12 protein-coding genes are annotated in these 13,855 nt (G+C 73.1%); 11 read left to right on the forward strand and 1 reads right to left on the reverse strand.

The window, feature by feature from the left end:
- The first annotated feature begins 41 nt into the window (after positions 1-41).
- The 4 genes from KBX37_RS02040 to KBX37_RS02055 are packed head-to-tail and all read left to right on the forward strand — an operon-like array spanning position 42 to position 3,754.
- Positions 42-563, forward strand: coding sequence for a SigE family RNA polymerase sigma factor (locus KBX37_RS02040; RefSeq protein ID WP_210773990.1), 522 nt, complete (start codon positions 42-44; stop codon positions 561-563).
- Positions 560-1,630, forward strand: coding sequence for a PD40 domain-containing protein (locus tag KBX37_RS02045; protein WP_210773992.1), 1,071 nt, complete (start codon positions 560-562; stop codon positions 1,628-1,630). Before KBX37_RS02040 ends, KBX37_RS02045 begins: the two co-directional genes overlap by 4 nt.
- A 10-nt stretch (positions 1,631-1,640) precedes the next feature.
- Positions 1,641-2,183, forward strand: a complete 543-nt coding sequence (locus tag KBX37_RS02050) for a hypothetical protein (RefSeq protein WP_210773994.1) — start codon at positions 1,641-1,643, stop codon at positions 2,181-2,183.
- A 41-nt stretch (positions 2,184-2,224) separates the two neighbouring features.
- The gene (locus tag KBX37_RS02055) at positions 2,225-3,754 is read left to right on the forward strand and encodes a flotillin family protein (RefSeq protein WP_210773996.1); all 1,530 of its coding nucleotides are present in this window, start codon (positions 2,225-2,227) and stop codon (positions 3,752-3,754) included.
- 43 nt (positions 3,755-3,797) lie between these two features.
- On the opposite strand, the gene KBX37_RS02060 is transcribed toward KBX37_RS02055, so the two are convergent.
- Positions 3,798-5,267 (reverse strand): CCA tRNA nucleotidyltransferase, encoded by a 1,470-nt coding sequence (locus tag KBX37_RS02060; protein ID WP_210773997.1) that lies wholly within the window; start codon positions 5,265-5,267, stop codon positions 3,798-3,800.
- Between the two features lie 127 nt (positions 5,268-5,394).
- Between KBX37_RS02060 and murJ the strand changes: the two genes are divergently transcribed.
- The 7 genes from murJ to KBX37_RS02095 all read left to right on the forward strand — a co-directional run bounded on the left by murJ (position 5,395) and on the right by KBX37_RS02095 (position 13,833).
- Positions 5,395-7,137: a murein biosynthesis integral membrane protein MurJ gene (murJ, locus tag KBX37_RS02065; RefSeq protein WP_210773999.1), complete on the forward strand. Its 1,743-nt coding sequence runs from the start codon at positions 5,395-5,397 to the stop codon at positions 7,135-7,137.
- Positions 7,138-7,581: 444 nt separating this feature from the next.
- Entirely contained in the window at positions 7,582-9,192 is a 1,611-nt protein-coding gene (locus tag KBX37_RS02070) for a protein kinase family protein (RefSeq protein ID WP_210774002.1), read from the forward strand.
- Between the two features lie 43 nt (positions 9,193-9,235).
- Entirely contained in the window at positions 9,236-10,012 is a 777-nt protein-coding gene (gene sigM, locus KBX37_RS02075; protein ID WP_210774008.1) for an RNA polymerase sigma factor SigM, read from the forward strand.
- A complete protein-coding gene (locus tag KBX37_RS02080) occupies positions 10,009-10,974 on the forward strand; it encodes a hypothetical protein (RefSeq protein WP_210774009.1) in 966 nt (321 codons plus the stop codon). The genes sigM and KBX37_RS02080 overlap by 4 nt, the downstream gene beginning before the upstream one ends.
- 193 nt (positions 10,975-11,167) lie before the next feature.
- Positions 11,168-12,121, forward strand: coding sequence for a thioredoxin-disulfide reductase (gene trxB / locus KBX37_RS02085; protein WP_210774010.1), 954 nt, complete (start codon positions 11,168-11,170; stop codon positions 12,119-12,121).
- Between the two features lie 36 nt (positions 12,122-12,157).
- Positions 12,158-12,481: a thioredoxin gene (trxA, locus tag KBX37_RS02090; protein ID WP_088959679.1), complete on the forward strand. Its 324-nt coding sequence runs from the start codon at positions 12,158-12,160 to the stop codon at positions 12,479-12,481.
- 194 nt (positions 12,482-12,675) lie between these two features.
- A complete protein-coding gene (locus tag KBX37_RS02095) occupies positions 12,676-13,833 on the forward strand; it encodes an N-acetylmuramoyl-L-alanine amidase (protein ID WP_210774016.1) in 1,158 nt (385 codons plus the stop codon).
- Positions 13,834-13,855: the final 22 nt, after the last annotated feature.

The raw sequence follows: 13,855 nt of genomic DNA on the forward strand, positions 1-13,855 counted from the left end.
ACTTTTCCACCCCACCGGCGTCTGAGTTACGGAGGTGGGCGGTGACCGAGGGGACCGACGGGGAGTTCACCGCGTTCGTGAACGAGCGCGGCGACGCGTTGCTGCGCGTCGCGTACGCGCTCGCCGGCAACCAACACGCCGCCGAGGACCTGCTGCAGAACGCGCTGGCCAAGGCGTACGCCCGCTGGTCCCGGATCCGCGGCGACGCCGAGCCGTACGTGCGGCGGATCCTGTACCACGACCAGGTCTCCGGCTGGCGGCGGTTGTCACGCCGCCGGGAGGTGCCGGTGGCCGAGCTGCCGGAGCGGGCCGGCGGCCGGGACAGCGGTCACGACAGCGACCTGCGGCTGCTGCTGCGCGACGCGCTGCGGGAGCTGCCACCTCGGCAGCGTGCGGTGCTGACGCTGCGGTACCTGGAGGACCTGAGCGTCGAGCAGACCGCCGCGGTGCTGGGCTGTCGCTCGGGCACGGTCGCCAGTCAGGCGTCCCGCGCGCTGGCCCGGCTCCGGGAACTGGTGCCGGCCCTCGACGACCTCACCACCCGTCCGGAGGTGCACCGATGAGCAGGACGACGGAGGACGCGCTGCGGGCGGCCGTACAGGATCTCGTCGGCGAGGCGCGGCCGGCGCCCGATCTGGCGGCGGTGGCGATCGCCCGGGGTCGCCGGCTGCGGGCCCGGCGGCGGGCCACGGCCGGCACCGCCGTGCTGGTCGCGGTGCTCGCGGTGACCGTGCCGTTCGTGCTGCTCCGGCCGGCGCCGCCGACCCGTCCCGCCGTGCCGGAACCGCAGCCCACGCCGTCCGTGCACGCGACACCGGGCACCGGCTGGAAGGACTCGCCACTGGCCCTGCCGGGCGGCTGGCGGGTCACCGGCGGCGTCCGAGGCGGCAGTGGCTACCTGCTCGACCGCGGCCGCTACGTCCGCACCCGGGGGTACGACGAGGTGTGGCCGGCCCCGACCGGCACCGTCACCGCCGTCGCGGACGAGGACCGGCCCGGGCAGATCGGCCTCGTCGACAGCCGGAAGGCGACCATGCGCTGGTACCGCGCGCCGGGGGCGGACCCCCAGTGGTCGCCGGACGGGCGCCGGCTCGTCCTGACCAGGTTCCGCCAGGGCGCCCACCACATCGGCATCCTCGCCTTGGACGGGACGTTCCGGGAGTACGCGGTGGACCGGACCCGGTACTTCTGCACCGACCGCTGTCTCTTCACCTGGGCGCGGAACGGGCGGGAGGTGGCGCTGCCGCTGACCGACGCGTTCAAACCCCGGTCGGAGAGCGAACGGCATCCACGCTGGGGGGTGCAGTTCTTCTCCGCCGACGACGGCAAACCCACCCGGTTCGTGACGATTCCCGGAGACCCCGCCGGACCGTGGGCGTTCTCGCCCGACGGGCAGTGGGCGGTCGTGCAGGGCCAGCGGGATCCGTTGCTGGTCGACGCGGTGACCGGGACCGTCGTCCGGACCCTGCCGTCGGCCGAGGTCGCCTGGGTCTCGAACGACCGGCTGCTCTACCGCCGACCGTCCGGCAGTGGCGACTTCGTGCTCGCCGACACCGAGGGCCGGGAGCTGGAACGGCAGCCGCTGCCCCGGGAACTGGTCGACCGGGACGTCTCCGTGGCCCCGCAATAATTAGGCGGGAATGTTGCACGACGTCGATACCGTGCAGGTCGTGACCACGGGGACCTTCATCTTTTTGATCATCGGTGGGGCGGGCGTCGCCGTGCTGGCGCTTTCCCTGCTCGGCGCCGAGTTGCTCCACTTCGGTCACGCCGATGTCGACGGCCCGGTCTCGGTCGAGGCGGTCGCCGGTTTCCTCGGCGCGTTCGGCTTCGGCGCCGCGATCGTCAACGAGCTGGTCGGCGGACGTACCCCGGGGATGATCGCGGCGGCGGCGGCCGGTGGCGCGCTCGCCGCCGTGCCCACCGCGTGGCTCGCGGCCCGGCTGAGCCGGGCGGCGCGGGACATGCGGACCGATCCCACCCCGACCCGGGACGACCTGGTCGGCGCGCTCGGCCTGGTGGTCACCCCGGTGCCCGCCGTGGGTTACGGCGAGGTCCGGGTACGCGTCGCCGGCCAGCCGGTGAAGCTCAACGCCCGTGCCGACCACCCGATCCCGGTCGGCGCGCAGATCTTCGTGGTGCAGGCGCTGAGCGAAACCAGCGTCCACGTCGAGACCTACTGACCACCCCCTCCTCACCCCCTTTCGCAGAGACGGAACTGCCCATGCCCCTTGTCATCGCCGTCGGCGGCGCGGTCCTGCTGGCGCTCGTCCTGGTGCTCTTCGTGCTCTCCCGGATCAAGGTCGCCGGCCCCAACGAGGCGTTCATCGTCACCGGCCGCAAGGGCCGGACCACGCAGACGGCCGACGGTGGCCGCTCCACCGACATGTCCGGCCAGAAGGTGGTGCTCGGCGCCTCGGTCTTCGTGCTGCCGGTGGTGCAGAAGCTCCAGTCGCTCGACCTGTCCAGCCGCCGCATCGACGTGGGCATCCGGGGGGCGGTGAGCAAGCAGGGCATCCGCACCGACCTGCACGGTGTGGCGATCGTCAAGGTCGGCGGCACCGAGGACGCCATCCGCGCCGCCGCCCAGCGCTTCCTGCACCAGCAGGACGAGATCGACAATTTCACCCGCGAGGTGCTGGCCGGCGCGCTTCGCTCGATCGTCGGCCGGCTCACCGTCGAGGAGGTCATCCGGGACCGGGCGGCGTTCGCCAGCGCGGTGGCCGAGGAGGCCGAGCACTCGATGACCAACCAGGGTCTGGTGCTGGACACCTTCCAGCTCCAGGACATCCTCGCCGAGGGCTCCTACCTGCAGGACCTGGGTCGGCCGGAGGCCGCCCGGGTGCTCAAGGACGCGGCCATCGCCGAGGCGCGCGCCCGGCAGCAGGCCGAGCAGGAGCGGCTGCTCGCCGAGGAGGCGATCGCCGAGGCGAACCGGAACCTGTCCCTCAAGCAGGCCGGAATCCAGGCCGAGATCGACGCGGCCAAGGCCCGGTCCGCGGCGGCCGGCCCGCTGGCCCAGGCCGAGCGGGACCAGGCGATCCTCTCCGAGCAGCAGAAGGTGGCCGAGCGCAACGCCGAGCTGAAGCAGCGCCAGCTCGACACCGAGGTGCGCAAGCCCGCCGACGCGGCGCGCTACAAGGTGGAGCAGGAGGCCGAGGCGGCCCGCAACGCGGCGGTGCTCAACGCCGACGCGCAGCGGCAGGCCGTCATCGCCGCCGCCCAGGCCGCCGCCGAGCAGTCCCGGCTGACCGGTGAGGGCGAGCGGGCCCGCCGGGCCGCGCTCGCCGAGGCGAACGCGATCGAGGGCGCCAAGGAGGGTGAGGCGGAGCAGCGCCGGCGTTCGGCGATCGCCGAGGCGGTCGAGCGGGAAGGCCAGGCGGAGGCCGCGGCCATCCTGGCCAGGGGGCAGGCCGAGGCCGACGCGATGGCCCGCAAGGCGGAGGCGTTCGCCGCGTACGGCGAAGCGGCCGTACTGGACCTGCTGGTCAAGGTGCTGCCGCAGGTGGTCGAGGCGGCCAGCGCCCCGATCGGGGCGATCGACAAGATGACCGTCATCTCCACCGACGGCGCGTCGTCGCTGACGAAGTCGGTGGCCGGCAACGTGGCGCAGGGCCTCCAGCTCGGCTCCGACCTCACCGGCATCGACCTGCCCGGCCTGCTCGCCCGGCTCGGCTCGGCGTCCGCCGGCGGTTCGGCGTCGGCGGGCAACGGCAAGCCCGCGGTCGACGGCAGCGCAGTCGAGACCCGCTGACCAGCTGCCGAGGGCGCCGTCCACTCCGACGGCGCCCTCGGCGTCAGCTCTGGTCGATGACGCCCTGCTCGCGGGCCCAGCGCAGCAGCTCGGCCTCGGCCTCGTCCCGCTCCAGCGGGCCGCGCTCCAGGCGCAGCTCCTTGAGGTACTGCCAGGCCCGCCCGACCACCGGCCCCGGCGGTACGCCGAGCAGCTCCATGATCGCGTTGCCGTCCAGGTCGGGGCGGACCCGGGCGAGGTCCTCCTCGGCGGCGATCCGGGCGATCCGCTCCTCCAGCGCGTCGTAGTCCGCCGCGAGCTGGGCCGCCTTGCGACGGTTGCGGGTGGTGCAGTCCGAGCGGGTCAGCTTGTGCAGCCGGGGCAGCAGGTCACCGGCGTCGGTGACGTAACGGCGCACCGCCGAGTCGGTCCACTCGCCCCGGCCGTACCCGTAGAAGCGCAGGTGCAGTGCCACCAGGTTGACCACCTGCGCAGTGACGTCCTTGGGGTAGCGCAGCGCCTTCATCCGGGCCTTGGTCAGCCGCGCGCCGACCACCTCGTGGTGGTGGAAGCTGACCCGGCCGTCCGGCCCGACCGACTTGGTGGCCGGCTTGCCCACGTCGTGCATGAGCGCGGCCATCCGGAGCACGAAGTCACAGCCGTCGGTCTCGAAGGAGACCGCGTTGCTGACCACCGTCAGGGTGTGCTCGTAGACGTCCTTGTGCTGGGCGTGCTCGTCGATCTCCAGCTTGAGCCCGGTCAGCTCGGGCAGGAAGCGCTCGGCCAGCCCGGTGTCGACCAGCAGCCGCAGCCCGGTGATCGGGTCGGCGCCGCAGAGCAGCTTGGTGAACTCGTCCCGGATCCGCTCGGCGGTGATCCGGTCCAGGTCGGCGGCCATCCGGGTCATCGCCTCGTGCACGTCGGGGTGCACGGCGAAGCGCAGCTGCGCGGCGAAGCGGGCCGCCCGCAGCATCCGCAGCGGGTCGTCGCCGAAGGACTCCCGGGGCGTGCCGGGGGTACGGATGACCTTGGCCGCGAGATCGTCCAGGCCGCCGTGCGGGTCGGTGAACCGGTGGTCGGGAACGCTGACCGCCATCGCGTTGATGGTGAAGTCCCGCCGCCGCAGGTCCTCGGTGAGGCTGGTCCCGTACTCGACGATCGGGTTCCGGCTGACCTGGTCGTACGCCTCGGCGCGGAAGGTGGTGATCTCCAGCCGGAGCCCGTCGCGCTGGAGGCCGATGGTGCCGAACTCGCGGCCGGTCTCCCAGATGGACTCGGCCCAGCCCTTGATGATCTGCAGCGTCTGGTCCGGGTGGGCGTCGGTGCAGAAGTCCAGATCCTCGCCGAGCCGGCCGAGCAGGGCGTCGCGGACGGAACCACCCACCAGGTGCAACTCGTGCCCGGCGCGCGCGAAGCGGCGACCGAGCTCGTCGGCGACCGGGGACACGCGGAGCAGTTCGGCGACGGCGTTGCGCTGCGCGGCGGTGAGCTCGCGGCGGTCGGCGGCGTGGGGTGCGGAGGCAGCTTCGGACATGGGATCGCCAGCCTATCGGGCCGGGGCGGGATCTGATCCGCCGGGCGCGGGTATGAGGGCGGCGTTGACTAAGGTCTTGGCGTGCGGGCCGGTCGTCCGGCTCCGACGTACCCCTTGGAGGCAGGAGATGAGCGGCGGGCTCTACCGCAGCGCGAACGCCACGCCGGACGGTGCGATCCCACCGACCGACGAGGCGACCTTCATCTCCGCCGAGCCGCTGAACCAGCCGGCGGTGGAGGCCACCGCACCGCCGCCGGAACAGGTGGGGGAGGCCAGCGCCGCGGCGAACAGCGCGGTGATGGCGGTCGGCAGCCTGATCAGTCGGGGTACTGGCTTCATCCGCAACCTGATGATCGGCGCCGCGCTCGGCAACCTGGTCGGCAACGCGTACACCACCGCCCAGTTCCTGCCGAACCAGGTGTACGAGTTCCTGCTCGGCGGCGTGCTCACCAGCGTGCTGATCCCGGTGCTGGTCCGCCGGCGCAAGACCGACCCGGACCGGGGCGAGGCGTACGCGCAGCGGCTGCTCACCCTCGCGGTGATCGCGCTGGCCGCCGCCGCGCTGCTCGCGGTGCTCACGGCGCCGGTGCTGACCGCCCTCTACGCCAGCGGCAAGGACGCGGACTACACCGACCTCGTCACGTACCTGTCGTACCTGATGCTGCCGATGCTGTTCTTCACCGGCGTCAGCGCGCTGATCGCCGCGGTGCTGAACACCCGGGGGCACTTCGCCGCGCCGATGTGGGCGCCGATCCTGAACAACCTGGTGGTCATCAGCACCTTCGGGCTCTACATCCTGGTCTTCGGGGCGAAGGCGCTGCAGCCCGGCGAGCTGGGCGTGGGCCAGATCCTGCTGGTCGGCGGCGGCACCCTGCTCGGCGTGGCGGTGCAGGCCGCCGGGCTGCTGCCGGCGCTGCGCAAGGTCGGCTTCCGGTGGAAGTGGCGGTTCGACTTCCGCGAGCTGGGGCTGCGCGAGCTGGCCCAGCTCGGCGCCTGGATGTTCTGCTACGTCGCGGTCAACCAGCTCGGCCTCTTCGTGGTGGTCAACCTGCTCACCCGGGCGGCGGGCGAGGACAGCGCCGGCATCCTGATCTACAACAACGTCTTCCTGCTGCTGATGATGGCGCACGGCATCATCGCCGTCTCGATCATCACCGCGCTGATGCCGCGGATGAGCGCCGCCGCCGCGGACGGGCGCTTCCGCGACGTCACCGCCGACCTGTCCCGGGGCACCCGGATGGTGACGGCGGTGCTCGCCCCGATCGCGGTCTGTTACGCGGTCCTGGCCGACCCGATCTCCCGGGTGGTCTTCCAGTACGGCGCCTTCGACGCCGACAACGCCCGCGCCACGTCGACGGTGCTGCTAGTCGCGGCCGTGGGCCTGGTGCCGTTCGCGATCAGCCAGCTCTTCACCTTCGCCTTCTACGCGCTGCCGGACACCCGCACCCCGGCGCTGGTCAACATCCCGGTGGTGGCACTGCGGGTGCTGCTCCAGGTGGGCCTCTTCATCGTCTTCTCGCCCGCCTTCGCGGCGGCCGGGATGATGCTCGGCAACGCGATCTCATACGTCGCGGCGGCGGTCGTCTCGGCGATGCTGCTGCGGCCGCGGGTCGGCCGGATCGGGCTCGGCGGGATCATGCGGACCATGGGCAAGGTGATCGTCGCTTCGCTCGGTGCCGCGCTGGTCGGCCTGCTGGTGGTCAGCCTGCTCCCGGGCGACCCGGCCGACCTGGGCTGGCTCGCGGCGGCGGTCCAGCTGGTGATCGGCGGCGCGGTGATCGGCGCGACCTACCTCGGGCTGGCCATGGTGCTGCGGGTCGGCGAGATCACCGAGGTCGTCGGGATGGTCCGCCGGCGGCTCGGCCGCTGAGCCGGCGACCGGTCGACGGCCGGCCGCCCGGCACGGACGGTGAACGAGGATCACCAGCCTGGGGACGTGGCTGTGGATAACTTCGCGTTTCCCCGGTCAGCTACCGGATCGGCCTGTGGACAACCAACCGTACGGCTGAGCATGGAGGGCCGTTCGGAGGGAACCTGACAGGACGTCGGCGGACCGCCACACCAGCGCCGGCCCCTGCTGCGATCACTTGCGGTCAACCTCTAGATTGGCTAGTACATGTGCCAGCAACGTGGCTGACAACGGTCGTAACCGGGCGAGGTCGTCCACATCCGGCACCTCGCCGGGCACGGCGGGAAGATGACATGTCGGGATGACGGGCAGTCCAGGTAAGGTCGCTCTCGACGGATACGGCAGGTGGCCGACGTACGCGTCGAGACGCCGGCCGGTTCCTTCGAAGGCAGAGCGGGAAGCCACATGCCCAGCAGCGCGGGTCCATCGATCGACACGATCACCGAGGGAGGACGGGTGACCCAGGTCGGCGAGGGTCAGGAGGCGGAGGAGACTGCTCCGCCCGTCATGACCTTCGGTGCTCCCACGGCCGGTGAGATCCTCGCCGAGCGGTACGAGCTGGTCCAGCACATCAACAACGACAGCGCCGGGCGGCTGGTCTGGCGGGGGGTCGACGTGGTGCTGCGCCGACCGGTCGCGGTCGTGCTGCGCTACCCCGGCGGCGACTCCGCCACCGAGATGCTCCAGGCGGCGGTGGCCGCGAGCCGGGTCATCCACCCCAACCTGGTCGGCGTCTACGACGCGATCGACGAGGACGAGCGGGCGTACGTCGTCCGCGAGTGGGTCGACGGCAACTCCCTGCGCGAGATGGTCGCCGACGGGCCGATGGACCCGGCCCGGGCCACGGCCATCGGCAACGCCGTCGCCAGCGCGCTGGCCGCCGTGCACGCCACCGGCATGGTGCACGGCAACGTGCACCCGGGCACCGTGATGATCAGCGACGACGGCCGGGTGGTCCTGGCCGACGCGCGCACCGACGGCGCGGACAGCCAGGAGAACGACATCCGGGCGGTCGGCGGCATCCTCTACTTCGCCCTCACCGGGCACTGGCCGCACGCCGAGGCCCCGCTGCGCGGCGCGACCGCCGGGCACGGTCGGGCCGCCATCCCGGACGCGGTCCGGGACGCCAGCGGCGCGATCGCCGCGCCCCGGCAGGTCCGGGCCGGCGTGCCGGCGTACCTCGACGACCTGACCATGGACCTGCTCGACGCCGAGATCGCCCCGCCCTCGTCGGACGTGCTCGCCGCTGAGCTGGCCCGGCTCGACGTCCCGGCCGAGGACCACTTCCTCGACCAGACCGGCACCATCCGGTTCACCGCGGACCCGGGCGACGACCCGTCCCCGCTGGCCGCCGCCGGTGGGCGGAAGGTCGCCGTGGGCATCGCCGGTCTGCTGGCGGTCGCCCTGGTCGGCCTGCTCATCGGGATCAGCGCACTGGGCGGCGACGACAAGTCGCCCGACACCGAGCCGGTCGCCCGGCCGTCGAACAGCGCCCCGTCCGGCCAGGCCAGCGCACCCGCGCCCGCCGTGCGCAAGCTTAACGTCGAAGAGGTCCGGATCGTCGACCCGGACAGCCGGGACCGCGCAGAGGTGCGCGACGCCGAGAAGGTGATCGACGGCGACGAGGACGAGGGCTGGGAGACCCAGAGCTACCGGAACAACGGCAAGTTCGGCGGCCTGAAGGATGGCATGGGCGTCTGGATCGACCTGGGCGCGCCGCACACGGTCAAGTCGGTGCAGGCGGTCCTCTCGTCCACCGGGGCCTCCGCCGAGTTGCTCGCCGGTGACGCCGACTTCCCGCCCAGCTCCGCCGGTGACAAGCAGCTGAAGGCCGCCTACACGACCCGGATCGGGCAGCCGTTCGAGGGGCACGACGGCACCAAGATGACCTTCAACGGCTTCGACGCCGACAAGACGTACCGCTACCTGCTCTTCTGGATCACCGAGCTGCCGGAGAAGGACAGCGGAGACGGCTGGAAGCTCGGCGTCCAGGAAATCACGGTCCAGGGGTCGTGAGCCGCCCGCCGCGCGCCCGGCACCGCATCCGACGGACGGGGTGATGGCCGGTCGCGGCGGGCGTACGCCCGATCCGGCGACCGGCGAGGCGGTGCCGGTCGTACCGCCGCGCGCGGTCGCGCCCGCCGAGGCGAGCGACGTCGAACTGCTCCGCGCCCACGTGGCCGGTGACCGGGACGCGTTCACCGAACTGTTCCACCGGCACCGCGACCGCCTCTGGGCGGTGGCCCTGCGGACGCTCGGCGACCGCGAGGAGGCCGCCGACGCCCTCCAGGACGCGCTGCTCTCCGCCCACCGGGGCGCCGCCCGGTTCCGGGGCGACTCGGCCGTCACGACCTGGCTGCACCGGATCGTGGTGAACGCCTGCCTGGACCGCATCCGCCGCCGCCAGGCGCACCCGACCGTCCCGCTGCCCGACGGCACCCGGGTCGACGAGGGTGGTTCGGGCGGCGTCGAGCCGGCCGCTCCGGCTGCGGACCACGACACCGCGCTGGTCGTCCGACAGGCCCTGGCCACGCTGCCGGTCGAGCAGCGGTCCGCCCTCGTGCTGGTCGACGTGCAGGGCTACCCGGTCGCCGAGGTGGCCCGGATCCTCGGCGTCGCCGAGGGGACGGTGAAGAGCCGCTGCGCCCGTGGCCGCGCCCGGCTGGCGGTCCAGCTCGGGCACCTGCGGACCGGCTCCGACGACGCCGGGCCGGATGCGGTCCCGGTCGCCGGCCGGGGCGTGCCCGGCGTCACCCTCGGGAACCCCCGGGCCTCCGAGGGCGTCGGATCGGGGTCGGGGCACTCCCGACCGGACGCCAACCAGGAGGACGCGTGACGGCCGGGAAGTTCAGCGGGGTCGACCACGACCTGCTCGCCGACTACCTCGGCGGGGCGCTGGACGGCACTCCGGAGGCGGCCACCGTCGCCCGACTCGTCGAGAGGGACCCGGCCTGGGCCGAGGCGTACGCGCTGCTGGCGCCAGCCGTCGCCCAGGTCCGCGCCGACCTGGCCGGCTGGGCCGAACCGGCCCTGCAGATGCCGCTCGCGGTCACCGAACGACTCACCGCCGCGCTGGCCGGCGCCGGTCCCGCACCGGCGCTCACCACCCCGGTGGATGCCGGCACGCCGGCCGGCGAGCGGCAGCAGCCGGTGCCGGCGCAGTCCGCGCGGAGGCCGGGGCGTACCGCCGGGGCCGGCCGGGACGACGCGACCGGGCCGGGCCGTCGGCGCCGGCGTTGGGCGCGGCTCGCCGCCCCGGTCGCGCTGGCCGCGGCCTCGCTCGCGGCCGTCGGGCTCGGCGTCGACCACTTGCTCGACACCTCGGGGGGCGGCGGCACGGCCGAGTCGACGGTCGCCGGGGGCGACGCCGCCTCGGCGACGGCACCCTTCCGGGTCACCGGCGCACCGCAGACCAGCGGCACCGACTGGACGCCGCAGACCCTGGCCGGAGGCGCGGCCCCGACCGCGCTGCCCCGGGTGGCCACCGACGGCCCCGGGCTGGCACCGGGCGGGTCGACCGCGAAGTCCTCCGAGGCGGACCGGCGCCCGTCCCCCGGCGGGCTCCTCCGGCTCGCCCCTCCGGACGCGCTGGACGCCTGTCTCACCGAGATCGCCGCCGAGCACGGACGCGGGGCGATCACGGTGGAACTGCTCGACTACGCCAGCTTCCAGGGGGAACCGGCGCTCGTCCTCCGGTTCGCCGATCCGTCGGGAGAGCGCTGGGCCTGGGCGAGCGGCGCGGAGTGTGGCGTGCCGGGATCCGGCGCGGACACCCGCTACCGGGCGCGGGTAGGGTGAGGTCACGGTCGCCGGCCGTCCGCCGCCGCGTGACGTGACCCACCGGATGACCGGTTCGGGAATCCCCGGTTCGTACGATGACGTTTTGCAAGTCAGCCGCCGGCGTCGCTGAGCCGTCGGCACTCGGATCGGCGTCGTCCCGGCGGTGGGTCAGCCGGGGGCGGATGTCGAACACACACATCGGGAGACGGCAGTGGACGAGGTCCGCAACCTGATCATCATCGGCTCCGGGCCGGCCGGTTACACGGCGGCGGTCTACGCCGCGCGCGCCAACCTCAAGCCGCTCGTCATCGAGGGTGTGCAGTCCGGCGGCGCGCTGATGACGACCACCGAGGTGGAGAACTTCCCCGGCTTCGCCGACGGCATCCTCGGCCCCGAGCTGATGGACAACATGCGCAAGCAGGCCGAGCGGTTCGGCGCGGAGTTCCTCACCGACGACGTCACCCGGGTCGAGCTGCAGGACACCGGCATGATCGGGTCGGACGCGGTCAGCACCGTCTGGGTCGGCGAGACCGCCCACCGGGCCAGGGCCGTCATCCTCTCCACCGGTTCGGCCTGGCGTCCGCTGGGCGTGCCGGGCGAGCAGGAGTTCCTGGGCCACGGCGTGTCGTCCTGCGCCACCTGTGACGGTTTCTTCTTCCGCGGCCAGCACATCGTCGTCGTCGGCGGTGGCGACTCCGCGATGGAGGAGGCGAGCTTCCTCACCCGGTTCGCCGACTCGGTCACCATCATCCACCGGCGCGACTCGTTCCGCGCCAGCAAGATCATGGCCGACCGCGCCCTCGGCAACGACAAGATCAAGGTCGAGTGGAACAGCACCGTCGAGGAGATCCTCGGCGAGGACGGCAAGGTCAGCGGCGTACGGGTCCGCAACGTGCACACCGGCGACACCAAGGTGCTCGACGTGACCGGCGTGTTCGTGGCGATCGGCCACGACCCGCGCAGCGAGCTCTTCCGGGGGCAGGTGGAGCTGGACGACGAGGGGTACGTGAAGGTCGAGGCGCCGAGCACCCGGACCAGCGTGCCGGGTGTCTTCGCCGCCGGCGACGTGGTCGACCACACCTACCGGCAGGCCATCACGGCGGCCGGCACGGGCTGCGCCGCCGCCCTCGACGCCGAGCGCTTCATCGCCACGATCAGCGGCTGAACAACCGAAGAACGAAAGTCCCGGAGGAGGGTCATAGTGGGAGCAACAAAGGTCGTCACCGACGCGAACTTCGCCACTGACGTGCTGAAGTCCGACAAGCCGGTACTGGTGGACTTCTGGGCCGAGTGGTGCGGGCCGTGCCGCAAGGTCTCCCCGCTGCTGGAGGAGATCGCGGGCGAGATGGGCGACCAGGTCACCATCGTCAAGCTCAACATCGACGAGAACCCGGAGACCGCCCGCGCCTACCGGGTGATGTCCGTACCGACCCTCACCATCTTCAAGAACGGCGAGCCGGTGCAGTCGATCGCCGGCGCCAAGCCCAAGGGCGAGCTGGTCCGGCTGATCGAGTCGGCCCTCTGACGGTCGCAGCACCGGAACCCCCGTACCCTCCCCGGGTGCGGGGGTTCCGTCGTTCCCGGCCCTGAGCTGGGCGAACGCCGGGTGGACGGCCACCGGGCACGGTACGCTCCGTAGGCATCCGCTACGCGCCAGAGCACTCCGGTCGCGCGACCGTGGCGCCCGCCCAGCCAGCATCCGTGCAGAGGGGGTCGTGCGTGCGTCCGATCCGACCCGGTGACCGTGGGCCTGCCGTGACGGAGATCCGCACGGTCCTGACCGGCCTCGAACTGCTTCCGCCCGCCATCGGCGACGAGTTCGACGTCGCCACGGAACGCGCCGTCCGCGCCTTCCAGCAGTCCCGGGGGCTCAGCGTCGACGGTCGGGTGGGTGCCGAGACCTGGCGCGCCCTGGACGCCGCCCGCTGGCGGCTCGGCGCCCGCACCCTCTACCACGCGGTGCCCGAACCTCTCACCGGCGAGGACGTCCGGTCGCTCCAGGAGCGGCTGCTGGAGATGGGGTACGACGTGGGCCACGCCGACGCCATCTACGGCGTCCGCACCGCCCGCGCGGTGGCCCAGTTCCAACGCGAGGTGGGCCTGAAACCGGATGGCTCCTGCGGCCCGCACACCATGGGTGCGCTGCGCCGCCTCGGTCGCAAGGTGGTCGGCGGCCGGCCGCAGTGGCTGCGCGAGTCCGACGCGATCCGGCAGTCCGGGCCGACCCTGGTGGGGCGGACGGTGGTGATCGACCCCGGCCACGGCGGCACCGACCCGGGTGTGGTGGTGCCGGACGGCCCGCTGCGCTGGAGCGAGGCGGATCTGGTGCACGACCTGGCCAGCCGCCTGGAGGGGCGGCTGGCCGCAGCGGGCGTACGGGTGCAGCTGACCCGTGGCCCGACGCCGGCGACGTGCCTGCCGGACACCGACCGGGCCCAGTTGGCCAACTCGCTCGGTGCGGACGTGTTCATCTCGCTGCACACCGACGGGCACGCCAACCCCGAGGCCGACGGGGTGGCCACCTACCACTACGGCACCGACAACGGCGTCACCTCGGCGACCGGGGAGCGGCTGGCCGGGCTGGTGCAGCGGGAGATCGTGGCGCGTACCGGGCTGCGGGACTGCCGTACCCACGCCAAGGCGTGGGACCTGCTGCGGCTGACCCGGATGCCGGCGGTACGCGTCGAGGTCGGCTACCTCACCTCGCCTCGGGACCGGACCCGGCTGGTGGACCCCCGGTTCCGGGACAGGGTGGTCGAGGCGATCGTGGCCGCCGTGCAGCGGATGTTCTTCCCGATCGAGCGGGACGTGCCGACGGGCTCGATCGACGTCAGCGAGCTGCGCAAGGTGGTGGCCGCCGGCGCGGTGATGGACTGAGCCGTCATCGCCGGGGCGCTCC

The sequence above is a fragment of the Micromonospora sp. U56 genome, from assembly GCF_018070095.1.
Classification (GTDB): Bacteria; Actinomycetota; Actinomycetes; order Mycobacteriales; family Micromonosporaceae; genus Micromonospora; species Micromonospora purpureochromogenes.